This window comes from Streptomyces lacaronensis, from assembly GCF_047337785.1.
GTDB classification, from domain to species: domain Bacteria; phylum Actinomycetota; class Actinomycetes; order Streptomycetales; family Streptomycetaceae; genus Streptomyces; species Streptomyces lycopersici.
Genome location: NZ_JBLHDK010000003.1, coordinates 4,242,330 through 4,266,441 on the forward strand (window position 1 = coordinate 4,242,330; position 24,112 = coordinate 4,266,441).

16 protein-coding genes, 1 tRNA gene and 2 pseudogenes are annotated in these 24,112 nt (G+C 71.3%); 4 read left to right on the forward strand and 15 right to left on the reverse strand.

The window, feature by feature from the left end; all coding sequences use genetic code 11:
* Positions 1 to 133: 133 nt before the first annotated feature.
* The 13 genes from ACMTAK_RS17865 to ACMTAK_RS17925 form a co-directional block, all read right to left on the reverse strand.
* Complete coding sequence (locus ACMTAK_RS17865; RefSeq protein ID WP_037951046.1) at positions 134 to 793, reverse strand: arsenate reductase/protein-tyrosine-phosphatase family protein; 660 nt, start codon at positions 791 to 793, stop codon at positions 134 to 136.
* Positions 790 to 1,437, reverse strand: coding sequence for an L-threonylcarbamoyladenylate synthase (locus ACMTAK_RS17870; RefSeq protein WP_014054918.1), 648 nt, complete (start codon positions 1,435 to 1,437; stop codon positions 790 to 792). Before ACMTAK_RS17870 ends, ACMTAK_RS17865 begins: the two co-directional genes overlap by 4 nt.
* Positions 1,438 to 1,484: 47 nt before the next feature.
* Positions 1,485 to 2,330, reverse strand: a complete 846-nt coding sequence (gene prmC / locus ACMTAK_RS17875; RefSeq protein ID WP_262701902.1) for a peptide chain release factor N(5)-glutamine methyltransferase — start codon at positions 2,328 to 2,330, stop codon at positions 1,485 to 1,487.
* Between the two features lie 54 nt (positions 2,331 to 2,384).
* Entirely contained in the window at positions 2,385 to 3,455 is a 1,071-nt protein-coding gene (gene prfA / locus ACMTAK_RS17880) for a peptide chain release factor 1 (RefSeq protein ID WP_413807147.1), read from the reverse strand.
* Positions 3,456 to 3,579: 124 nt separating this feature from the next.
* Positions 3,580 to 3,804, reverse strand: coding sequence for a 50S ribosomal protein L31 (gene rpmE / locus ACMTAK_RS17885; protein WP_020868416.1), 225 nt, complete (start codon positions 3,802 to 3,804; stop codon positions 3,580 to 3,582).
* 177 nt (positions 3,805 to 3,981) lie between these two features.
* A complete protein-coding gene (locus tag ACMTAK_RS17890; protein ID WP_413807148.1) occupies positions 3,982 to 5,106 on the reverse strand; it encodes an LCP family protein in 1,125 nt (374 codons plus the stop codon).
* Positions 5,107 to 5,460: 354 nt separating this feature from the next.
* Positions 5,461 to 7,581, reverse strand: a complete 2,121-nt coding sequence (rho, locus tag ACMTAK_RS17895) for a transcription termination factor Rho (protein ID WP_413807149.1) — start codon at positions 7,579 to 7,581, stop codon at positions 5,461 to 5,463.
* Between the two features lie 402 nt (positions 7,582 to 7,983).
* Complete coding sequence (gene thrB, locus ACMTAK_RS17900) at positions 7,984 to 8,898, reverse strand: homoserine kinase (RefSeq protein WP_020868419.1); 915 nt, start codon at positions 8,896 to 8,898, stop codon at positions 7,984 to 7,986.
* A gap of 606 nt (positions 8,899 to 9,504) precedes the next feature.
* Positions 9,505 to 10,623 (reverse strand): threonine synthase, encoded by a 1,119-nt coding sequence (gene thrC / locus ACMTAK_RS17905; RefSeq protein WP_413807150.1) that lies wholly within the window; start codon positions 10,621 to 10,623, stop codon positions 9,505 to 9,507.
* A 125-nt stretch (positions 10,624 to 10,748) separates the two neighbouring features.
* Positions 10,749 to 12,041, reverse strand: a complete 1,293-nt coding sequence (locus ACMTAK_RS17910; RefSeq protein ID WP_413807151.1) for a homoserine dehydrogenase — start codon at positions 12,039 to 12,041, stop codon at positions 10,749 to 10,751.
* 159 nt (positions 12,042 to 12,200) lie between these two features.
* Complete coding sequence (lysA, locus tag ACMTAK_RS17915; RefSeq protein WP_413807152.1) at positions 12,201 to 13,646, reverse strand: diaminopimelate decarboxylase; 1,446 nt, start codon at positions 13,644 to 13,646, stop codon at positions 12,201 to 12,203.
* A gap of 27 nt (positions 13,647 to 13,673) precedes the next feature.
* Positions 13,674 to 14,666 carry an ArgS-related anticodon-binding protein NrtL gene (nrtL, locus tag ACMTAK_RS17920; RefSeq protein WP_413807153.1) on the reverse strand — a complete coding sequence of 331 codons (993 nt, stop codon included), beginning with the start codon at positions 14,664 to 14,666 and terminating at the stop codon, positions 13,674 to 13,676.
* 208 nt (positions 14,667 to 14,874) lie between these two features.
* On the reverse strand, positions 14,875 to 15,306 hold the full coding sequence (locus ACMTAK_RS17925) for a response regulator (protein WP_232546197.1): 432 nt from the start codon (positions 15,304 to 15,306) through the stop codon (positions 14,875 to 14,877).
* Between the two features lie 223 nt (positions 15,307 to 15,529).
* Here ACMTAK_RS17925 and ACMTAK_RS17930 point away from each other — a divergent pair.
* A tRNA-Arg gene (locus ACMTAK_RS17930) sits at positions 15,530 to 15,601 on the forward strand.
* A gap of 780 nt (positions 15,602 to 16,381) precedes the next feature.
* On the opposite strand, the pseudogene ACMTAK_RS17935 reads toward ACMTAK_RS17930, so the two are convergent.
* Together ACMTAK_RS17935 and ACMTAK_RS17940 are read right to left on the reverse strand one after the other, a co-directional pair.
* Positions 16,382 to 16,763: pseudogene (locus ACMTAK_RS17935) on the reverse strand (tyrosine-type recombinase/integrase); the annotation flags it as partial.
* Positions 16,764 to 16,812: 49 nt separating this feature from the next.
* A pseudogene (locus ACMTAK_RS17940) lies at positions 16,813 to 17,121 on the reverse strand (hypothetical protein); the annotation flags it as partial.
* Between ACMTAK_RS17940 and ACMTAK_RS17945 the strand changes: the two are divergent.
* From ACMTAK_RS17945 to ACMTAK_RS17955, 3 genes are read left to right on the forward strand one after another with little or no spacing between them, the layout of a single operon-like run.
* Entirely contained in the window at positions 17,072 to 18,670 is a 1,599-nt protein-coding gene (locus ACMTAK_RS17945; RefSeq protein ID WP_413807154.1) for a TIGR02677 family protein, read from the forward strand. The pseudogene ACMTAK_RS17940 and the gene ACMTAK_RS17945 sit on opposite strands and share 50 nt — an antisense overlap.
* Entirely contained in the window at positions 18,667 to 19,950 is a 1,284-nt protein-coding gene (locus tag ACMTAK_RS17950) for a TIGR02678 family protein (RefSeq protein ID WP_413807155.1), read from the forward strand. The genes ACMTAK_RS17945 and ACMTAK_RS17950 overlap by 4 nt, the downstream gene beginning before the upstream one ends.
* Positions 19,947 to 24,092, forward strand: coding sequence for a TIGR02680 family protein (locus ACMTAK_RS17955; protein WP_413807156.1), 4,146 nt, complete (start codon positions 19,947 to 19,949; stop codon positions 24,090 to 24,092). Before ACMTAK_RS17950 ends, ACMTAK_RS17955 begins: the two co-directional genes overlap by 4 nt.
* The last annotated feature ends 20 nt before the right edge of the window (positions 24,093 to 24,112 follow it).

Here is a 24,112-nt window from a genome sequence, read left to right on the forward strand (position 1 = left end):
GTGCTCACAGCCTTCGGAGGGGACAGCGGGTCGACGCTTACGTCAACCCCCAATGTAGGCCTCGCGACGCCGCACGGCGCGCCGTGCGGCCCGTGCGGGCCCCTTGAGGCGCGCCCCCGGGCCGCCGAGGGGCCTACGCGGGGGCGGGAACCCCCGTCAGCGCCGTGACGACCGGGTCCAGGGCCTGGTTGATCTCGTCCCCGATGGAGCGGAAGAAGGTGATCGGAGCCCCGTACGGATCGTGCACCTCGTCCGCCTCCTCGTTGGGCGCCAGCAGCCAGCCGCGCAGCGCGGCCGCCGCCTGCACCAGGGCGCGGGCGCGCTCCACCACACCGCCCGCCTCCTCCGGGTCGGGCAGCGTCGCGGGGTCTATGGCCCGCACCAGCCGGGTGAACTCCTTGAGCGTGAAGGTGCGCAACCCCGCCGAGTGCCCCATCGAGATCACCTGCGCCCGGTGGTCGCGGGTGGCGGTCAGGACCAGGTCGGCGCGGATGACGTGCTCGTCCAGCAGCTCACGGCCGAGGAAGCCCGCCGGGTCGGCCCCGAAGTCGGTCAGGACCGTCGCGGCGTGCGCCTCCATGGGCGCGCCCTCATGGCCCCAGGTGCCGGCGGACTCCACGATCAGACCGCGGGTGCGGACGCTTCCGAGGCGGTGGGCGAGGGCATGCCGGGTCAGCCGCTCGGTGATCGGCGAGCGGCACACATTGCCGGTGCTGACGTGGAGGATGCGGAAGGTGGCCTCGGCGTTCTTCTCACGGTGTTCCGCTATGCCACGCCCCTCAGGGGCTGTCAATTGGCCACCTCGAGGTCGGGTACGACCTCCCGGAGCTGCTCGGCGGTGAGCGCGCCCGCCCGGAGCAGCACCGGCACCTTGCCGGTCACGTCGACGATCGAGGAGGGCACGGCGGCCGGGGTCGGCCCGCCGTCGAGGTACACCGAGACGGAGTCCCCCAGCATGTCCTGGGCGGCGTCGCAGTCCTGCGGGGAGGGGTGGCCGGTCAGGTTGGCGCTGGAGACCGCCATCGGGCCGAAGTCCGTCAGCAGCTCGATCGCCACCGGGTGCAGCGGCATCCGGACCGCCACCGTGCCCCGGGTCTCCCCCAGGTCCCAGGTGAGCGACGGCTGGTGGCGGGCGACGAGGGTGAGCGCGCCGGGCCAGAAGGCGTCCACCAGCTCCCAGGCCATCTCGGAGAAGTCGGTGACCAGTCCGTGCAGCGTGTTCGGCGAGCCGACCAGCACCGGAGTGGGCATGTTGCGGCCGCGCCCCTTGGCCTCGAGCAGATCGCCGACCGCCTCGGCGTTGAAGGCGTCCGCGCCGATCCCGTAGACGGTGTCGGTGGGCAGCACGACCAGTTCGCCGCGGCGGACGGCGGAGGCGGCCTCGCGCAGGCCGGTCTTGCGGTCGGTCGCGTCCCCGCAGTCGTATCGCCGTGCCATTTAACGGACCTCCTCGTACGTGGCCAATGTGTGGTGCGGTGCCGCCGTCACGGCATGGCCTTCCGCGCGGTGGCGAACCGGGGCCGGTTGTTCAGGTCGGGGTGGTCGGCGGCGTCCGCCCAGCCACGCTCCTCCGTGAAGATCCACGGCACTTGGCCGCCCTGGGTGTCTGCGTGCTCGATGACCACCACGCCCCCGGGGCGCAGCAGCCGGTGGGCGGTGCGCTCCAGGCCACGGATGACGTCGAGGCCGTCCTCACCGGAGAAGAGCGCGAGCTGGGGGTCGTGATCGCGGGCCTCCGGCGCCACGTACTCCCACTCGGTCAGCGGGATGTACGGCGGGTTGCTGATGACGAGGTCCACCTGCCCGTCGAGCTCGGGCAGGGCCGTCAACGCGTCCGCGTGATGGAGAACGACGCGGGACCCCTCGACGTTCTTGCGGGCCCAGCGCAGGGCGCCCTCGTCCAGCTCCACGGCGTGCACCCGGGAGCGCGGCACCTCCTGGGCGAGCGCGAGCGCGATGGCCCCGGAACCGGAGCACAGATCGACGATGAGCGGTTCGACGACGTCCATGGCGCGCACCGCGTCTATCGCCCAGCCGACCACCGACTCGGTCTCCGGCCGGGGCACGAAGACCCCCGGGCCGACCTGGAGCTCCAGATAGCGGAAGAAGGCGCGGCCGGTGATGTGCTGAAGGGGCTCGCGGGCCTCGCGGCGGGCGACCGCCTCCCAGTAGCGGGCGTCGAAGTCGGCGTCGGGCACGCCGTGCAGCTCTCCCCGCTTGACGCCGTGCACAAAGGCGGCGAGCTCCTCCGCGTCGAAGCGCGGTGAGGGCACGCCCGCGTCGGCCAGCCGCTGAGTGGCCTGCGCCACCTCGGCGAGCAGCACGTTCACTGAATTCCTCCAGCCGGTCCGGACAAGGGCACGAAGCGTTGATCAGTGGGTGGCTCAGCCCGCCGCCGCCAGCTTGGCGGCCGCGTCGGCGTCGACGCACGCCTGGATGACCGGATCGAGTTCACCGTCGAGCACCTGGTCCAAGTTGTACGCCTTGAAACCGACACGATGGTCCGAGATCCGGTTTTCCGGGAAGTTGTACGTACGGATGCGCTCGGACCGGTCGACGGTGCGGACCTGGCTGCGCCGCGCGTCCGACGCCTCCCGCTCGGCCTCCTCCTGGGCCGCGGCCAGCAGCCGCGAGCGCAGGATGCGCAGCGCCTGCTCCTTGTTCTGGAGCTGGCTCTTCTCGTTCTGGCAGGAGACGACGATGCCGGTGGGCAGGTGGGTGATGCGCACCGCGGAGTCGGTGGTGTTGACCGACTGGCCGCCGGGTCCGGAGGAGCGGTAGACGTCGATCCGCAGATCGTTGGGGCCGATCTCGACCTCGACCTCCTCGGCCTCGGGCGTGACCAGCACACCGGCCGCGGAGGTGTGGATACGGCCCTGCGACTCGGTGGCGGGCACCCGCTGCACCCGGTGCACCCCGCCCTCGTACTTCAGCCGGGCCCAGACGCCCTGGCCGGGCTCGATGGTGCCCCTGGTCTTGACCGCGACCTGGACGTCCTTGTAGCCGCCGAGGTCGGACTCATTGGCGTCGATGACCTCGGTCTTCCAGCCGATCCGCTCGGCGTACCGCAGATACATCCGCAGCAGGTCGCCGGCGAACAGCGCGGACTCCTCGCCGCCCTCCCCGGCCTTGACCTCCAGGATGACGTCCTTGTCGTCGCTCGGGTCGCGGGGGACGAGCAGCAGCCGCAGCCGGTCGGTGAGCCGCTCGCGGCTCTGCTCCAGCTCCTTGACCTCGTCCACGAAGTCGGGGTCGTCCTGGGCCAGCTCGCGGGCGGTCTCGATGTCCTCCCCGGCCTGCTTCCAGGCGCGATAGGCGGTGATCATCGGGGTCAGCTCGGCGTAGCGCTTGTTGAGCCGCCGCGCCTCCCGCTGGTCGGCGTGGACCGCGGGGTCGGCGAGCCGCTTCTCGAGGTCGGCGTGTTCGCCGATGAGTTCCTCGACCGCCTCGAACATCGGAGGGCTCCCTGAGTGGTCTGCGTGGTGGCGTTGCGGAAAGTGCCGGAGGGCCGGTGACGACAAAACGCCGGTCCGGTCGCCCCAGGGGAGGGGCGACCGAAGACCGGCGCCGTGCGGGTCGCTACTTCTTGGCGGACCCGGCGTTCTTGCCGAAGCGGGCCTCGAACCGCGCCACACGGCCACCGGTGTCGAGGATCTTCTGCTTGCCCGTGTAGAACGGGTGGCACTCGGAGCAGATGTCGGCGCGGATGGCGCCGCCGCTCACGGTGCTACGGGTGGTGAAGGACGCGCCACAGGTGCAGCTGACCTGCGTCTCGACGTACTCCGGGTGGATCTCGCGCTTCAAGGGAATCTCCTAGGTTCGGGAGGGCACCGGGTCGACGGGCGGGTTGCCTGTCGTGAACCGGGACCGACGGTCCAGTTTGCCAGTACTGGCCGCATCCCCCAAAACCGGGGGGCGGGCCCGGATATTCCCGGCCCGCCCCGGAGGCTGTCGGACGCCCTGGAATGACCCTGGACGGCCCTATTTGACGACCTCGCCCGCGCTGGTGGCGTCACCCGCGGAGCCCTTGGTGGCGGAGGCGGGGACCGGCCGGTCATGGCGGAGCGCGGTCCATACCAGCTTGGCCTTGCGCTCCATGGGCAGCACCCGGGCCGGGTTCTGCGGGTCGTACTCGACGGGCAGCGTGGTCATCTTCATGTTGCCCGAGCCGATGCCCTTCAGGGATTCGGCGAAGCCCTTCAGCTTGCTCACCGAGGCGAGCTCGGAGTCGGTGGTGAGGGCCTTGGTGGAGGTGTCCGCGAGGTCGTAGAGCTTCTTCGGGTTGCCGAACACGTCCACGTGCTTTACCTGGTCAAGCAGCGCCTTGACGAACGCCTGCTGGAGCTTGATCCGGCCGAGGTCGCTGCCGTCGCCCACGCCGTGCCGGGTGCGCACCAGGCCCAGCGACTGCTCCCCGTCCAGGGTGTGCGCGCCCGGCTCCAGGTCGAGGTGGCTCTTGGGGTCGTGGATCGGGGCGGTGGTGGTGATGTTGACGCCGCCGAGGTCGTCTATCAGCTGCTTGAAGCCGGAGAAGTCGACCTCGAGGAAGTGGTCCATGCGTATGCCCGTCATGGACTCGATGGTCTTGATGGTGCAGGCCGGACCACCGGCCTCATAGGCGCTGTTGAACATGGCCGCCCGCACGGCGGGCGTCCGCTGCCCGCCCTTGGTGGTGCAGGACGGCCGCTCTATGAGGGTGTCGCGCGGGATGCTGATGACGCTGGCCTTCTTGTGGCCCTTGTAGACGTGGACGATCATCGCCGTGTCGGAGCGCGAGGTGCCCTCGTCCGTGCCGTACTTGGCGTTCTTGCCGGCCCGGGAGTCGGAGCCGAGGACGAGGATGTCCATCGAGCCGTTGTCGACGTCCTTGGGGCGGTTGGCGCCCAGGGCGGCGTTGACGTCGACGCCGGTGAGGTTGCCGTTCAGCTTGTAGTAGAGGTAGCCGAGTCCGGCGCCGCCGAGCACCAGCACGGCGGCCAGCGTCCACACCGTGTAGAGCACGGCTCTACGGCGCGTGCCGGGCCGCTTACGACGGCGGCCCGCCGTCGCACCGCGTGCGCGGTGGCGGCCTGGGCCCACCGGTGCGTTGCTGCTGTCCTCGGCCATGTGCTCCTCAGTTCTCTTTCGCTGCCCGAGTACCCCCTGCCGTCACGGTCAGGCGTGGCGCCGCGTTCGCGGTGGAGTCAGCCTGGGTTCCGGCCCCGTGTTCCGACCTGACAGATGGAAGGCCGGCCGCCAGGGTTGCATATCTGCGATGGCCGGTTTTCGCGCGGGCGGCCCGGCGCACCGTTCGTCCCCTTCGTCCGCCTTACCGCTCTGACCTGCACTTTCGCGGGCGATAACATGATCAGAACCGGTCCGCGGCCTGGCCGGAAAATGTGGCTCACCTCTCATGGAACGCAAACGAGGCCCCCCGCGGTGCGGGGGGCCTCGCTACGGAGCGTTCCGGCGGGTGTCCGGTCAGTCGCCGTTGTTGCCCGGGGTGGGCGTGGTCTTGGCGATCTGCATCAGGAACTCGGCGTTCGACTTCGTCTGCTTCATCTTGTCCAGCAGCAGCTCGATCGCCTGCTGGGAGTCGAGCGCGTGCAGCACCCGGCGCAGCTTCCAGACGATGCTCAGCTCCTCCGACGCCAGCAGGATCTCCTCCTTGCGGGTGCTGGACGGATCGACGTCCACCGCCGGGAAGATGCGCTTGTCGGCGAGCTTCCGGTCGAGCTTGAGCTCCATGTTGCCGGTGCCCTTGAACTCCTCGAAGATCACCTCGTCCATGCGCGAGCCGGTCTCGACCAGCGCGGTGGCCAGGATGGTCAGCGAGCCGCCGTCCTCGATGTTGCGCGCGGCACCGAAGAACTTCTTCGGCGGGTAGAGCGCGGTCGAGTCGACACCACCGGACAGGATGCGGCCGGAGGCGGGCGCCGCCAGGTTGTACGCACGGCCCAGGCGGGTGATCGAGTCCAGCAGGACGACCACGTCATGGCCCAGCTCGACCAGGCGCTTGGCCCGCTCGATCGCCAGCTCCGCGACGGTGGTGTGGTCCTCGGCCGGACGGTCGAAGGTCGAGGAGATGACCTCGCCCTTGACCGACCGCTGCATGTCGGTGACCTCTTCCGGCCGCTCGTCGACGAGGACGACCATCAGATGGCACTCGGGGCTGTTACGGGTGATCGCGTTGGCGATCGCCTGCATGATCATGGTCTTACCGGTCTTCGGCGGGGCCACGATCAGACCGCGCTGGCCCTTGCCGATCGGCGCGACCAGGTCGATGATCCGGGTCGTCAGCCCGCCGGCCTCGGTCTCCAGACGCAGCCGGTCCTGCGGGTAAAGCGGCGTCAGCTTGCCGAACTCCGGCCGCCCGCGCCCGGTTTCGGGCGCCATGCCGTTCACCGAGTCCAGCCGCACCAGCGCGTTGAACTTCTCGCGGCGCTCGCCCTCGCGCGGCTGACGGACCGCGCCGGTGACGTGGTCGCCCTTGCGCAGACCGTTCTTGCGGACCTGGGCGAGCGAGACGTACACGTCGTTCGGGCCCGGGAGGTAGCCGGAGGTCCGGATGAACGCGTAGTTGTCGAGGATGTCGAGGATGCCCGCGACGGGGATCAGCACATCGTCCTCGGACACCTGCGGCTCATTGCCGAAGTCTTCGCGGCCACGGCGGCCACGGCGGTCGCGGTAGCGGCCGCGGCGCCCGCGGCGCCCGCCCTCGAAGTCGTCGTCGCCCTCGTCGGCGCGCTGCTGGCTCTGGCCGCGCCCGTCGCGCTGCTGGCGGCCGCCGCCCTGCTGGCCGTCCTCGCCCTTGCCGCGGCGGTCGCCGCGGTCGCCGCGGTCGCGCTGGCGGTCCCGGCGGTCACCCTTCTGACCGCGCTCCTGGCGGTCACCGCCCCTGGCGCCCTTGCCCTCGGCGGTGTCGGCGGCGGCCTCGGCCTTCCCGTCGCCCTTGGGCTCGGTCCTGGCCTCGGTCTTGGCGGAGACGTCGCTGCGCGCCTCCGTCTTGGTCTCGACAGCGGTGGCCGTGCCCCCGGAGTCGGGGGTGGTGGCGGGCGCGGTGGCCCGGCGACGGCGGCGCTCACCGGCCGGCTGCTCATCGCCGGCGGGCTCACCGGGCTGGCCGGGGATCTCGATCTGCCCTTGCCCGGCCTTCTCCTCGGCGTCGGCCTTGTCGGCCTTCTCCGCCTTCCCGGCGGACTTCGAGGACTTGGCGCCGGTCTTCTCCTCGGCGTCGTCGCCCGTACGGGCGCGGGAGGTGGTGCGGCGCTTCGGCTTGGTCACCCCCTCCGCGTCGGACGGAGTGCTCTCGGAGCCCTGGGCGGAGCCGGAGCTCGCGGCCTGCTTCTCCTTGATGACCTCGATCAGCTGGCCTTTGCGCATCCGCGCGGTGCCCTTGATGCCAAGGCTCGAGGCGAGCTGCTGAAGCTCGGCCAGGACCATGGCGTCAAGGCCAGTGCCCGAGCGGCGTCGCCGCGGGGCAGCGCCAGTGGCAGCACCGTTGGCGGGCGCGGAAGCGTCCGTGGCGGGCGCGTTGTTGCCGACACCGCTGTCGGAGGTGCCGGAGGCGTTCACGCCCATCAGATCGGTGGTGTCGCTCACGAAGGGTCCTTCCCTGGAGCGGGCGTCGGCCTGTCTGGCTCGGCGACCGGTTGTGCTGTCCGGCTGTGGTCCTTCCGTTACGGACCGGGCCGGGGCGGTGGTCCGCCGGGTACGGCGGAGAGATCAGTTCATGGTTCCGACGCGGCGGAGGATTCACGAGAATCCGCCACGCCGATTCCGGAGCGTGCTCGATACTGCTCAGGCAGGCTGCTCAGGCAGTGTGGGAGGCTCCCGGAAGAAGGGTGGTCCCTGATGGGGACACTGAGCACCTCGCCTCCGAGTACATCCAAGAGGCATCGGGTGCAGACTTGAGGTTAACACTACCGGATCCAACAAACATTCCCCCTCTCCAAGACCGGCTATCGAGTTTTCCCGGCTCCGGGGCACCCCCGGAGCGCGGTGTCAGGTGAGCGGCAGGACGCTCGCCCCCCCGGCGTCGAGAGCAAGCCGGTTGGCCGCCCACCCCTCGCCCGCCAGTCGTGCGACCTTGTCGGCCGCACCGTCCTCGACCAGCGCGAGCACCGTGGGGCCCGCGCCGGAGATGACCGCGGGGACGCCGTCCGCCCGCAGTCGGTTCACCAGGCTCACGCTCTCGGGCATCGCCGGAGCACGGTATTCCTGGTGCAGTCGGTCCTCCGTCGCGGCCAGCAGCAGCTCGGGACGCCTGGTCAGGGCCTCGACGAGCAGTGCGGCCCGGCCCGCGTTGACCGCGGCGTCCACATGCGGGACGGTGCGCGGCAGCAGGCCGCGGGCGGTCTCGGTGAGCACCGGCCGGCCAGGGACGAAGACCACCGGAACGATGGAATCCGCAGGGTCCATCCTGATCGCCCGCGCGGATCCCGCGTCCGTCCAGGCCAGGGTGAAGCCGCCGAGCAGACAGGCGGCGACATTGTCGGGGTGGCCCTCGATCTCGGTGGCCAGCTCCAGCATCGCCGCGTCGTCGAGCCGCTCGGCGCCGCCTATGGTCACCGCGCGCGCCGCGACGATCCCGGCGCAGATGGCGGCGGAGGAGGAGCCCAGGCCCCGGCCGTGCGGAATGCGGTTGGCGCAGACCAGCTCGAGGCCGCGGGGCTGCCCGCCCAGCAGGTCGAAGGCGGTGCGCAGGGAGCGTACGAGCAGATGGTTCTCGTCGCGCGGGAGCGACTCCGCGCCTTCACCGGCGATGTCGACGTGGAGACCTGAGTCGGCCACCCGGACCACCACGTCGTCGTAGAGGCCCAGGGCCAGGCCGAGGGCGTCGAAGCCAGGACCGAGATTGGCGCTCGAGGCGGGGACGCGCACTCGGACGGCGGCGGCGCGGAACGCTGGACCGGCCATCGCTCGATGACTCTCCTTGTGGTTACGTGCGATTGCTCGAAGAGGTACGGAACACCGCGAGGGCCGTGACAAGTACGGCGACGCCGCGCAGAGGCGAGCGCTCTGCGTCGGGGCGGATTCAGTACAGCCTATCGAAGGAAGGTTCTGTGGCGACATAGGGCGCACGGGAGGCGCACGATGCGTGTCGCGCTCCCTGCCATCGTCCGCGACCACTCTACTGGAGCGCTCCGCGCCCCCTCGCGCTGTTCTGCCACCACTTGAGTGGATCTTTAGAGAAGCCCCCGGAACGGGCTGAGTGGGGTGCGCGGAGGCCCGGCGGGCCGGGGCCGACGGGGCGCGCGTGCAGAGGCCCGGCGGGCCGGGGGCCGACGCGGCGCGCAGGGGCCCGGCGGGCCGGGGTCGACGCGGCGCGGAGGGGCCCGGCGGGCCGCGCCGGGCGGCCCGCCGAAACCCCCATCGCATCAGGTCCCGGCCCTGGTCAGGACCGGGTCGCGCCGTACCGGACCGGCACGGTCCGAGGCGCGCCGTCCCGTGTCGGACCGGCAGGACCCGAGGCGCGCCGCGCCGTACCGGACCAGCATGACCCGGGTCGCGCGCAGCCCCGTGTCAGGCCAGCCCGAGCCGTACGGCTGCGGCGTCCGCGTCCACCGGGACCACGACCGGCTGCGGCGCACCCGCCACCGCCCAGTCCGGGTCCTTGAGCCCGTTCCCGGTCACCGTGCAGACGATGCGCTGGCCCGGGTCGACCAGCCCCTGCTCGGCCGCCTTCAGCAGACCCGCCACGCTCGCCGCGGAGGCGGGCTCGACGAAAACGCCCTCCTGGGCGGCGAGCAGCCGGTAGGCGGCGAGGATTTGACGGTCGGTCACCTCGTCGATGAGGCCGCCGGACTCGTCGCGCGCCTGCTCGGCGAAGGTCCACGAGGCGGGGTTGCCGATGCGGATGGCGGTGGCGATGGTGCTCGGCTCCTTGACCGGCTCACCGCGCACGATCGGCGCCGCGCCGGACGCCTGGAAGCCCCACATCCGGGGCGTACGGGAAGCGTGCGGCTCGCCGTCGGCGAACGGCGCCGCGTACTCCGTGTAGCCCTTCCAGTAGGCCGTGATGTTGCCCGCGTTGCCGACCGGCAGCACATGGATGTCGGGTGCGTCCCCGAGCATGTCCACGATCTCGAAGGCGGCGGTCTTCTGGCCCTCGATCCGGGCCGGATTGACCGAATTGACCAGCGCCACCGGGTACTTCTCCGACAGCCCGCGCGCCAGCGTCAGACAGTCGTCGAAGTTGCCGTCGACCTGGAGGATCTTCGCGCCGTGGACGAGGGCCTGGCCCATCTTGCCCAGTGCGATCTTCCCCTGCGGGACCAGCACCGCGCAGACCATCCCGGCCCGTACGGCGTACGCCGCCGCCGAGGCCGAGGTGTTGCCGGTGGAGGCGCAGATGACGGCCTTGGCGCCGGCCTCCTTGGCCACGCTGATGGCCATCGTCATCCCGCGGTCCTTGAACGACCCGGTGGGGTTGGCGCCCTCGACCTTGAGGTGGACCTCACAGCCGGTGCGCTCGGAGAGCACCTGCGCGGGAACCAGCGGCGTACCGCCCTCGCGCAGGGTGACGACGGGGGTGGTCCCGCTGACCGGGAGGCGGTCGCGGTACTCCTCGATGATGCCCCGCCAGCCGTGCCACTGGCGGGTGCCGGACATTCGAGGCCCGGCGTCGGCGATTGCGTTCATGATTTTCCTTACTCTCCGCTCACCCTCTGTTCGGCCTCAGCGCGGCCGCTACCCGGCCTCTGCTCGCCCGCTGCTCGGTCACGGCTCGTCCTCCACTCGACCTCGACCCGCCCTCGACCCGGCCTCTACTCGCCCTCGACCCGCATGATGCTCGCGACATCGCGGACGGTGTCGAGCCGGCGGAGCGCCTCCACGGTCGACGACAGCGCGGCGTCGCTCGCCCGGTGGGTCACGACGACGAGGGACGCCTCGCCGTCCTTCCCCTGCTGGCGGACCGTATCGATGGACACGCCGTGCTCCGCGAAGACTGTGGCGACCTGCGCCAGAACTCCCGGTTTGTCGGCGACGTCCAGGCTGATGTGGTATCGAGTGATCACATCGCCCATCGGGCTCACCGGGAGCCGGCTATAGGCGGACTCCCCGGGTCCGGTGGCGCCCGCCAGCTTGTTGCGACAGGCGGCGACGAGGTCGCCGAGGACGGCCGAGGCGGTCGGCGAACCGCCCGCCCCCGGGCCGTAGAACATCAGCTGCCCCGCGGCGTCGGCCTCCACGAAGACCGCGTTGTACGCCTCGCGTACGGAGGCGAGGGGGTGGCTCAGCGGAATCATCGCCGGGTGCACCCGCGCGGTGACCGACCGGCCGTCGGCGGCCCGCTCACAGATCGCGAGCAGCTTGACCGTGCAGCCCATGCGCTTGGCGGAGGCGATGTCGGCGGCGGTCACCTCGGTAAGGCCCTCGCGGTGCACATCGTCGAGGGTGACCCGGGTGTGGAAGGCGATCCCGGCGAGGATCGCGGCCTTCGCGGCGGCGTCGAAGCCCTCGACGTCGGCGGTCGGGTCGGCCTCGGCGTAACCCAGCGCCGTGGCCTCGTCCAGCGCCTCGCTGTAGCCGGCGCCGCTTCCGTCCATCCGGTCGAGGATGAAGTTGGTGGTGCCGTTGACGATGCCGAGGACGCGGTTGACCTTGTCACCCGCGAGCGACTCGCGCAGCGGCCGCACCAGCGGGATCGCCCCCGCGACCGCGGCCTCGTAGTAGAGGTCCGCACCGCGCTGCTCGGCCGCGGCGTGCAGCGCCGCGCCGTCCTGGGCGACCAGCGCCTTGTTCGCGGAAACCACGCTCGCGCCGTGGTCGAAGGCGGTGGTGATGAGGGTACGGGCGGGCTCGATCCCGCCGATGACCTCGACCACCACATCGATGTCCCCGCGTTTGACCAGGGCCGTGGCGTCGGTGGTCACCAGCTCCGCGGGCACCCCCTCCCGGACCCGGCCGGGGCGGCGCACGGCGATCCCGGCCAGCTCGACCGGGGCCCCGATGCGCGCCGCGAGGTCGTCCGCCTGCGTCGTCATGATGCGCGCCACCTCTGAGCCGACCACTCCACAGCCCAGCAGCGCCACTTTCAGCGGACGCGTACGCATCATCCGACCTCGTTTCTCATCCATCGCGTTAATGCATCAGCGCGTTAGTGCACCAGTCTCATGCACTGGACGGGATTTTCTGTCCCGGGTCCAGTATCCGAGATCTATTTCTCGCTGGCCGATTCCCACCGGTGGTGGCGGTTGGCGAGTAGCGGGTTCTCGCTAGCCGACATCGAGCCGCAGCAGATCTTCCTCCGTCTCCCGCCGGACGATCTCCCGCGCCTGCCCGTCCCGTACGGCGACGACGGGCGGCCGGAGCGCGTGGTTGTAGTTGCTCGCCATCGAGCGGCAGTACGCGCCGGTGGCGGGGACCGCGATCAGATCACCGGGCGCCAGATCGGCGGGCAGGAAGGCGTCCCGTACGACGATGTCGCCGGACTCGCAGTGCTTGCCGACGACGCGGGAGAGCATCGGCTCGGCGGTGGAGGCGCGGGAGACCAGCGCGACCGAGTACTCCGCGTCGTAGAGCGCGGTACGGATGTTGTCGGACATCCCGCCATCGACACTGACGTACGTCCGCAGCCCCGGCAGCTCCTTGACCGTGCCCACCTCGTAGAGCGTGAACGCGGTCGGCCCGACGATCGCCCGCCCCGGCTCGACCGAAAGCCTCGGCACCGCGAGCCCGGCCGCGTCGCACTCCCGGTGCACGATGTCGCGCAGCGCCTTGGCGATCTCCTGCGGCTCGCGCGGGTCGTCCTCCGAGGTGTACGCGATGCCGAGACCGCCACCCAGGTCGATCTCGGGCAGCTCGACGCCGTGCTCGTCCCGGATCTCCTTCAGCAGCCCCACGACCCGGTGCGCCGCGACCTCGAACCCGGACGTGTCGAAGATCTGCGACCCGATGTGCGAGTGAATGCCGATGAGCTCGAGCCCGTCGAGCTTGAGCGCCCGCCGCACGGCCTCGGCGGCCTGCCCGCCCGCGAGCGGAATGCCGAACTTCTGGTCCTCGTGGGCGGTCGCGATGAACTCGTGGGTGTGCGCCTCCACACCCACGGTGATCCGGATCTGCACCCGCTGCCTCTTGCCGAGCCGCTGGGCGATGTGCGCGACCCGCACGATCTCCTGGAACGAATCGAGCACGATCCGCCCGACACCCTCCGCGACCGCCCGCTCGATCTCGGCGGTGGACTTGTTGTTCCCGTGCAACGCGATCCGCTCGGCGGGCATCCCGGCGGCGAGCGCGGTGGCCAGCTCCCCGACGGAGCACACGTCGAGGTTGAGCCCCTCCTCGTTCAGCCAGCGCACGACGGCGCGGGAGAGGAACGCCTTCCCGGCGTAGAACACATCGGCGTCCTCCCCCTCCGCTGTGCCGGCATCCTCCTCGAACGCATCCCCCTCGAACGCCTCTCCCTTGAACGCCTCCCGCCAGGCCCGGCAGCGGGCCCGGAAGTCGGCCTCGTCGAGGAAGTACGCGGGTGTCCCGAACTCCTCCGCGAGCGTCTTGACGTCGATCCCGCCGACGGTCACGACGCCATCGGCGTTCCGGCTGACCGTACGGGACCATACGCGCGGATCGAGCTGATTGAGATCGGCGGGCGGCGCGGCGTAGTGCCCCTCGGGGAGGACATCGGCGTGGCGGGGCCCGGCGGGATGGGCGGAACGGCTCATGCTGTCTCTGCTGTCTCTCTCAAGGTCTTACAGATGTTCGGGTGCGCTGATGCCGAGCAGATGCAGGCCGCCGGCGAGCACCGCCCCGGTGGCGTCGGCAAGGGCCAGCCGGGAACGGTGGACGGCCGAGGGTTTGAGCTGGCCGGTAGGGATCGGCGGGCAGTCGTCATGAAACCGGTCATGGAACCGGAAGAAGGCATCGGCGACGCCGACAAGATGCCGCGCGAGCTGGTCGGGCGCACGATGCCGGGCGGCGCCCTCGATGATGCGGGGGTGATCGGCGAGGAGGGCGAGAAGGCCGATCTCGGCGGGGTGGTCGTACGCCCCGGAGTCGGGCGTGATGCCAAGCTGGCTGGCAGTCCGCATCAGGGCGCGGATACGGGCATGGGCGTACTGAACCCGAAAGAGCGGGTTGCCCTCGCTCTGCAAGAGAAGACGGGCGGGGTCGAGATCGGGCAGATCATGCCCGGCGGGCCGAAGCAGCGCCCAGCGGGCGGCGTCGGACCCGAGGGAGCGGAGCAGATCAGCTCCGGAGACCGGAACGGGCCGAACGACAGGCCCATGACCAGGCACAACGACTCCCCCGACGGCGCCGACGAGCCCACGCACCACATGAGCGACCAAGGCGGCCCGCACCTCGCTCGCAGGCCCAAGCGGAACGGAAACCCCGGCAAGCGCCTCCCCGTGCCCGTAGCGAGACCCCTGGGAGAGGACGTCCCGCACAAGCTGAGCATGGGAACTGGCATCAAGGGTGATGTTGAGAAACCCGGGGTCGGCGACATCAACGCGAGCGATCCCAGGCGTACGGACAAGCCGCCGCCGCAGAACCTCAGCGATAACGAGCGCGTCCCCCTCACCCCTGGCCAGCAGCAGGGCGACATTGGTGGCGTAATCCCCACACCCAGCCCGAGGAGGCGTCCGCACCTTCACCCGCTCCGGCACGGCAACGCACAGCTCGTCGTCCTCAACGGCACGACGCACGGTGTGCAGCACAGTGCGGGAGAGCTGGGCGGGAGTCACGGGACAAGCGTATGGGAGGAGGGGGGTACGAAAGCGAACCGGTTTCGCCCTTCGGACGAGCACACGACTGGGTTCGTCCGGGCCCCGGGCCCAAAGAGACCCGGGGCCCGAACAAACCCACAAAGAAGCCCAAGCCCCCGGACAGAACCGAAGTCCAAGCCCCCCGGGCCGAACCGGAAGGAAGAGCCCCGGGCCTGGGGCCCACCGCTTACCCGGTGGGCCCCACAACCGGCTCGGCATCACCGGGCGCGGCCGCACCGGCCGCCCCCTGCCGCATCAGCCGCCGCACGAGCTCGACAAGATCGACGGGCTCGAAGGGTTTCGCGAGGAAGGCATCGACGCCCAGCGCCTTCCCACTGTCCATCTCGTACTGCGTACACGCACTGATGATCGCGACGGGCACATGACACGTTCGAGCATCAGCACGCAGCCTCGATGCCGTATGCAGCCCATCGAGTCTGGGCATCACGACATCGAGAGTGATCACATCGGGCCGCACCTGGTGAACGATCTCCAGGCACTCGGCACCATCGGCCGCGGTCACGACCTCGAAGCCCTCCAGCTCGAGGTTGACCCTGATCAGCTGCCGGATGACCTTGTTGTCGTCGACGACAAGGACCCGGCCGGACAAGCCAGGCACATCCTGAAGAGTAGGCGCGCAGCCGCGGCTGCGTCCGGGTTTTCCCCACTTCCGCCCCGTGCGAGGGACCTTTCCCCAAGACCCCTGCGCCCCACCCTCCACATGCGGTATACGCCCCTCCGCTCCCACATCCACTCCCTGCCCGCCGGCTCCCGATAAACGTTCATGACCACCCTGATCGAGCTGGTAGGGTTCTACCCGTCGCCGCAAACAACAGCGACAGGCCCCCGTAGCTCAGGGGATAGAGCAACGGCCTCCGGAGCCGTGTGCGCAGGTTCGAATCCTGCCGGGGGCACCTCGCAGAAGGTGCCAGCAGACCCCGCCGCCAGCCACAATGCTGGATGCGGGGTCTTGTCGTATGCGCACCCGGATGCCGCTGAAGGCAGCCCCATGCAGTGATCACGTAATGACCACGTAATGATCTTGAGGGTCACTTCGCAGCTCAGAGGCTTATGTGACGCACCTCGGCCCAGCGCAAGGTCTCGCGCATAGGCGGTCCACCACGCCACGGACAGCATCGCCTATCTACGCAAAGCCACTCTGGCCGGATGAACGAGCGAGCTACGCGACGATCGACCGCACCTACAACCGTACGTAGATCGCTCGCGGGACAACCAATAGATCACCGCGACAACAGCACCCTGCCACTCAACTCATCCGCAGCGGAGCGCTGTTGCGCCTACGACTATCCGGCTTTGTTGTACTATCAGGGCTAGTGGGCCCCTACAGCCCCGCGTACCTGTGCGCCCTCGGGATCTCTACGAGGAGTTCAGGACAAACCAGCATCACTGACGGGGATGTGACCGCCAAGGCACCCCACGACGCGAGTCGGTGAAGCTGGTGGGTTTATATCCACCACAGCTTTTGCATGACCCGAAATACCCAGGGCTAAGAGCAACAGCCCACAACGAGAACATTTGCGTGCGCGTCAGCGTAGGTGTCTCGACCCAAATCCACGGGTTTGGATCGAGGCTGCCTAGGGCGGCGCCGATCCGGTGTGGCTGGACAACCGAGGGAAATAGAGAGAAGCCCCGGATCGCTCCGGGGCTCGCGTGGGTCGGTCCTGCCGACTGATTTACTCTCCTGCGCCTCTCTCCTCCGGTTCCTCCTCACCGAGACTCTTCATGATCCGTTCATTCATCTCGGCCTCTTGGCCATCGATGCACTTGGCATAGATCTTGAGCAGCACCTCCACCGAGTGCCCGGCCCGAGCAGCCACCTCCGGAGCGGGAACGCCGGAGTTAAGCCATTGAGAGACACTCCGCATGCCGCAGGTCATGGGGGCGAGCGGCCGGCACCGAGGAGACCTGTCCTGGCAGAAGCGCCAGTTCCCGCGTCGCCTTCCAGACACGGGAGTACGACGACGCCGCTACGACGTTGCCCCTCTCGCTGTTGAATAACCGCCCGTCTTCCCCCGTCCCGAACTCCTCCAGGTGTTCCCGGAGCAGCCGGACCACCGTGCGTACAGCAGTCCGACGCCTTACGGGGGCGGCAGGCCCGCACCTGGCCATCCTTCTCACGGCGCGTGTGGACGGGCCCGAAGCCGGGAGCGGGGAGGGTGGCGAACACCCGAGGGTGCCCGCCGACCTCCGCCGGGATCTCCTTGCCGCCAACCAGTCCTCGGTGGGAGGTCGGTGTGGTCTGCGAGCGATCGGTCGCTCTGCGCATGCGGGGTGTGACGCGTAGGCGGCCGGCAGGGCGTCCTGTCAATCCCCGCGGCGGGGATTTCCGCCCTGGTGTACGTGTCGGGAAGAATGCCGGGACGATGACGTCACCAGCTTCCGGTCCGCGCGGCAGCGAGCACGCGCCGTTCATCCATCTGACCGTGCCGAACGCGGCTTTGTACCGTCAGGTGATGTGTGCGTTCCTCGCGGCGAAGGAGCGGTTCGCGGTGCATCTGCGGCCCGAGGACGTGCACGCCGCGCTGCCGCCTGAGCACCGGCCGCCCGATCTGGACGCGGTGGTGAAGGCGCTGGACAGCCTCGTGGAGTGGGGCAATCTGCGGGCGGATCCGGACACCTCCCGGGTCACCGCGGTCGAGGACTTCTACCGCAAGCGGTTCATCTACCAGCTCACGCAGGCCGGGGAGGCCGCCGAGCAGGCGTTGTCGGTGTACGACGAGACGCTGGGGCGGCGCGGTGCGCTGCAGGCGGTGGCGCTGCACGACATCGTCACGCAGCTGCGGGCCCTTCTGGTGATCGCGGCCGAGCGGGAGGAGGCCGGGCCGGACGCGGCGAAGGCGCATCTGGCGCTGTCGGCGCTGACCGGCCGGTTCGAGGCGCTGGCGGAGAACGCGCGGGCGTTCATGGGGTCGCTGCAGCGCACCATGGATCTGCACGGGGTGGAGGTCGAGGTGTTCCTCGCCTACAAGGACCGGCTGATCCAGTACCTGGAGCGGTTCATCCAGGACCTGATCACGCTGGGCGGGCGGATCGCGGTGCTCATCGGCGAGCTGGAGCAGGACGGGCGGGCCGGTGTGCTGCTGCGGCTGGCGGCGGCCCGTGAGGCGGCCGACGCCGCGCCCGAGGACGCCGAAAGCGCCGAGGAGCAGGCGTATGAGCGGTGGGCGGCGAAGTGGTCGGGGCTCACCGCCTGGTTCGTCTCCGCGGACGGCCGCGAGTCGCAGGCCCGGCTGCTGCGCGGGCGGGCCCTCGGGGCGATCCCGCAACTCCTCGCGGTTGTCAGGCAGTTGAACGAGCGGCGGGCCGGGCGTTCGGACCGGTCCGCGGACTTCCGTACCCTGGCCCGCTGGTTCGCCGAGGCCCCGGACGACGAGGCGCGGCACCGGCTGTGGCGCGCCGCCTTCGGTCTGTACTCCGCGCGTCATCTGACCGTGGACGCCGATACCCTGGCCGAGCGCACGGCCCGCCCGGTGCCCGCGTCCACGTCGTGGGCCGAGGCCGAGCCGCTGCGGATCAGCCCGCAACTGCGCCGTACCGGCAGTTACGAACGCCGCGGGCGGGCCCGCCGGGTGCGGGACCGCTCCGAGCAGCGACACCGGCTCGCCGAGATCGCCGCCAGGCAGGCGGAGGAGATCGCCGCCGCCCGTGCCCGGCTCGCGACGGACGGCACCATACGGTTGTCCGCGGTGGGAGAACTCGACCCGGTGGCCTTCGGGCTGTTCTTGCAGCTACTCGGCGATGCCCTGGCCACGTGGCGACCCGGTATGACGAGCACGGTGGCGACCAGCAACGACGGCTCGATGGAGATCCGGCTGACGGCCCTCGCCGACGGGATGACGGCCGAAATCCGTACGCCGGGCGGCACCTTCCGCGGCCCCGACCACCTGATCGAGATCACCGACCTCACCCGGCCCGGCAGCGCGGGACACACCCCGGCCGAGACGATTGAGGGGGAGCCATGACCACGCCCCTGGGCGAGGTGCTGGACGGTCGGCGGACGGCCGAGGTGCACAAGGCGGCCCGGACGCTGTTGAAGGAGCCGCTGCTGCTGGCGCGGGGCCCGCACGCGGACGAGTTCCGGCTGGTGCGGCAGCACTCCTCGGAGCTGCGCGACTGGTTCGACCGCAACACCGGCTGGTCGCTGCGGGTGGACGCGGAGGCCGCCCGGCTGGCCCGGACGCCCGGCACCTTGGCCGATCCCACCCATCCGGCGCGCGAGGCGTCCCGTGGCCGCGCCGCGTTCACGCGCCGCCGGTATGTGCTGCTGTGTCTGGCGCTGGCCGCGCTGGAGCGGGGTGAGGCACAGATCGCCCTGGGCCGCCTCGCCGAGCAGGTGGTGCTGGACGCCGCCGATCCCCACCTGGCCGCCGCCGGGGTGGAGTTCACCATGGAGCGCCGCGACGAACGCCTGGACCTGGCGGCGGTGGTGCGGCTGCTGCTGCGCCATGGGGTGCTGCGGCGGGTGGCCGGCGAGGAGGAGGCATACGTCAGCGGTAGCGGCGACGTGCTCTACGACGTGCAGCGGCGCGTCCTGGCCGGGCTGCTGGCCGCCCGCCGGGGCCCGTCGACGATCACCACCGAGGACTTCGAGGACCGGCTGGCCGAGCTGACCGCCGAGAGCGCGCTGGACAGCGACGAGCTCCGTTTCCGCGCGATCCGCCAGCGGCTGACCCGGAGGCTGCTGGACGACCCGGTGCTGTACTACGAGGAGCTGACCGACGAGGAACTCGGCTACCTGACCCGCCAGCGCGCCTTCCTCACCGCCCGCATCACCGAACTGACCGGCCTGGTTCCCGAGGTGCGGGCCGAGGGTATCGCCATGGTCGACCCGCACGACGATCTGACCGACGTACGGATGCCGGAGCAGGGCACGCACGGGCACGTCACCCTGCTGCTCGCCGAACACCTGGCGGCCATGGACGGCGAGGTGAGCCGCGCCGACCTCGAACGCAAGGTTCGGGAGCTGGCCGCCGAACACGGTGCGTTCTGGTCGAAGAGCGCCAAGCAGCCCGGCGCGGAGGCGGAGCTGGTCGGCCAGGCGCTGGAGAGGCTCACCGCGCTCGGCCTGGTCGCCGCCACCCCGAAGGGCATCGTCCCGCTGCCCGCGCTCGCGCGGTACGCGGTCGGCGAGACCGTCGTGACGGAACCGGGACAGGCTTCCGCCCGCACACCCCGTGCTCCTCGCACACCCCGCACACCCCGCACACCCCGCACACCCAAGCGAAAGGCACCGCAGTCGTGACCGCCCTGCCCGACCCGACACCCGGCCGGTGGCAGCCGCTGCGCATCGGCCTGGTCGATCTCTTCCACTACGACACGGAGGAGTTCTGGTTCCGCGACGGCCGCCTGCTGCTGCGCGGCAACAACGGCACCGGCAAGTCCAAGGTGCTCGCCCTGACCCTGCCCTTCCTCCTGGACGGCGACCTGTCCGCCCGCCGGGTGGAACCGGACGCCGACCCGGGCAAGCGCATGGAGTGGAACCTGCTGCTCGGCGGCCGGCACCCGCACCCGGAGCGGCTCGGCTACACCTGGATCGAATTCGGCCGCCGTGACCAGGACTCGGGCCGGGCACACTTCCGCACGCTGCTGTGCGGGCTGAAGGCGGTAACGGGCCGCGGCATCGCCCGCCACTGGTACGCGGTCACCGACCAGCGCGTCGGTGAGGAGCTGACCCTGCTCGACGCCACCGGCACCGCGCTGTCGCGGGATCGCCTGGCCGAGGCCGTCGCCGGCCGCGGCATGGTCCACGACCAGGCGAAGGCGTACCGCAGGGCGGTCGACGAGGCGCTGTTCGGGCTCGGTGAGCGGCGCTACGCCGCCCTGGTCGACCTGCTCATCCAGCTGCGCCAGCCCCAGCTGTCCAAGCGCCCCAATGAGACGGCGCTGTCCCGCGCGCTGACCGAGGCGCTGCCGCCCATGGACCAGGCGGTGATCGCCGACGTGGCCGAGGCGTTCCGCTCCCTGGACGAGGAGAAGGAGGAACTCCGAGCGGCCAGTGAGGCCGAGCGGGCCGCTTCCGCTTTCCTCGACCACTACCGCCGCTACGCCCGCGTGGCCACCCGCCGACGGGCCCGGCTGCCGCGCAGCGAACACGCCCGCTACGAACAGCTGCACCGTGACCTGTCGCAGGCGCGGACCGAGCGGGAGGAGGCCGAGCGGCAACGGGCGGAGGCCGCGGAGCGGATCGCCCAGCTGGAGGAGACGGCCGTGCGCCTGACGGCCCAGGACGCCGCGCTGCGCGCGGGTCCGGAGATGCGCAGCGCCCGGGAGCTGGAGCAGGCGGCGGCCGATGCGCGGCGCACCGCCGACGAGCGGAACGTCGCGGAGGCGGACCGGGACCAGGCCGCCCAGGCGAACTCCCGCGCCCTCGGCCGCCTGACGAGCGCGGAAGGGCGGCTGTCAGCGGCCGAGCAGCGGGTCGGGAGCACGCTGCGCCAAGCACGGGAGACGGCCAGAGCGGCCCGGCTCGACGAGGTGCTCAGCACCCACGACACGGTCCCGGAGGCGGAACTGCGCCACGCGGCCGAGGAGTCGGTGGCACGCAGGAGGCGCACCCTCGACCACGTGGAGGAGCTGGCCGCGGGGGCCGAGCAGGCCGCCGGCGAACGGCGGGCCGCCGCCCGCCGCCTGGACGAGGCCCAGACCGAGGCCGCCCACACCGCCGAACGCCAGGCCCAGGCGGAGGCGTCCGCCATACAGGCAGGCCAAGACCTGGTGGGTGCCGTACGCGAACACCTCGACCGGTGCACGGAACTGAACCTTCCCGACCCGACGGGGCTCTTGGACGCTCTGCACTACTGGGGCACGCATCTGCACGGCCCCAGCCCCGCCCGGGAGCAGACCGCGGCAGCACACCGCGGGCAGGCCGCGGACCTGGCCGACCGGGCCGCCGCACTCGGCCAGCGGCTGGTCGAACTGGCCGAGCGGCGCACCGCGGCGAGAAGGGAGCTGGCGGAGCTGGAGGCCGGTGGCCAGCACGGACCGGAGGCACCCCGCACCCGTACCCCGGGCCTGCGCGACCGGACTCCCGGAGCGCCTCTGTGGAGGCTGGTCGACTTCCAGGACCACGTCACTCCGGACGAACGGGCGGGACTGGAGGCCGCGTTGGAGGCGTCCGGGCTCCTGGACGCGTGGGTGTGCCCGGACGGCACCGTGCTGGAGGCGAGCGGGCACGACGTGCTGCTGTCCCCGCTGTCTTCGCATGCGTCGCGGGCCGGCTCCGTGCTCGCCGACGCGCTGCGGCCCGCCGTCGACCACGGTGATCCCCGGGCCACGCGGGTCGGTGAACCGGCCGTGTCCGCTCTCCTGGCGGACATCGGTCTCGGGGATACCGGGGCGCCCGGCACGTGGGTGGCGGCGGACGGTCACTTCCGCATCGGCACGCTGACCGGCAGCTGGTCGAAGGAAGCGGCCATGTACGTGGGTGAAGGCGCTCGCGAGGAAGCACGCCGCGCCCGGATCGCCACCCTGCGCGGCGAACTGGACGCACTGGCCGCCGGCACGGCACACCGTGAAGCCGAACACGCCACGGTGGCCGCGCGCCGCCGCACCCTGGACGCCGAACTGGCCGCTGTCCCCGACGACACCCCCCTGCGCCACGCCCACGCGGTGGCCGCCGCGGCGGCGGACGCCGCCCACCGGGCCCGCACCCGCCAGGAGGAACGCGCGGCCGAACTCACCGAGGCGGCCCGCCGCGAGGCCGAAGCGGTCACCGCACTGACCGAGACGGCCGACGCCGTGAACCTGCCCGCCGACCGGCCGGCTCTCACAGCCGTCCGCCAGGCCCTGGCCGACCACATGGCCGCCCTCGCCGCCCTGTGGCCGGCCCTGCGCGACCGGGCCGAGGCGCGACGTGCTGTCGCCGACGAGCAGGCGGAAGCCGGCCGGACCGGGGAACGGGTGGCCGAACTGGACCAGCGTATGGCCGAGGCGGCCCGGCTCGCCGCCGCGGCGGACGAGCACCACACCACGCTCCGCTCGACCGTCGGCGCGGCCGTCGCCGAGCTGGAGCGCCGTCTGGCCGAAACCGCGGGTGCCCTCGGCGCCTGCGAGCGGGACCAGAAACAGGCCCGTCACGAGTACTCCGCCGCGGACCGCCGCGCCGGTCGTGCCGAGGGCCGTATCGAGCAGCTGGACAAGGACGTCCATGAAGCGGCGGCCACGCGCGCCGAGGCCATCGCCGCGCTCCAGCGGTTCGCGGTCACCGGCCTGCTGACCGTCGCCCTGCCCGAGGCTCCCGTACCGCCGCTGGACGGCGGATCCTGGGCCGCCACCCCGGCGATCGCGCTCGCCCGGGCGATCGAGGCGGCACTGTCCGGTACGGACGACTCCGAAGGCGCCTGGGAACGCGTGCAGAAGCGGCTCAGCGAGGAGTACAAGAAGCTCCAGGACGTCCTCTCCCGGGGCGGCCACAGCGCCACGGCGCGCATGACCGAGGACGGGATGATCGTCGACCTCGTCTACCAGGGCCACGGGCGGGCCGTGCCCGAACTGGCCGATGCGCTGGCCACCGAGGTCCAGGAGCTGACCCGCATACTGTCGGCGCACGAACGCGAAATCCTGGAAACCCACCTGCTGACCGAGGTCGCCGGCACCCTCCAGGAGCTGATCGACACTGCCGAGCGCCAAGTGCACACCATGAACAGCGAACTTGAGCAGCGGCCGACCTCCACCGGCATGAAGCTGCGCCTGGTGTGGCGGCCCTCCCGCAAGGCACCGGCCGGACTGGCACAGGCGCGGGCGCGGCTGCGCCAGTCCGCCGACGCCTGGGCGGCCGAGGACCGGGCGGCGGTCGGCGAGTTCCTGCAAGCCCAGATCGCCCGCGCGCAGGCCGAAAACGCCACCGGCAGCTGGCTGGAAGTGCTCACCACCGCGCTCGACTACCGCGCCTGGCACGAATTCGGCATCGAACGCCACCAGCACGGCGCCTGGGTGCCCGCCACCGGGCCCGCCTCCGGCGGCGAACGCGTCCTGGCCGTCTCCGTACCCCTGTTCGCCGCCGCCTCCGCTCACTACGCGACCGCCGCTCCACACGCCCCGCGCCTGGTCACCCTGGACGAAGCCTTCGCCGGCGTCGACGACGACTCCCGCGCCAAGTGCCTTGGCCTGCTCCACGCCTTCGACCTGGACGTGGTGATGACCAGCGAGCGTGAATGGGCCTGCTACCCGCAAGTACCCGGCATCGCCATCGCGCAGCTCTCCCGCGTCGACGACATCGACGCGGTCCTGGTGACCCGCTGGCAGTGGGACGGCACCGAGCGGGCACGGGCCCCCGAACCCGACCGCCGCAGGGCGACGGTTCCCGCACCGGCGCACTCCCCCGGGGAGCCCGAGCCCAACCCTGCCGAGAACCCCGCGCCCGGCCAGGACGCCCTGTGGGCCTGAGAAGTGACGCGGGACCGCCC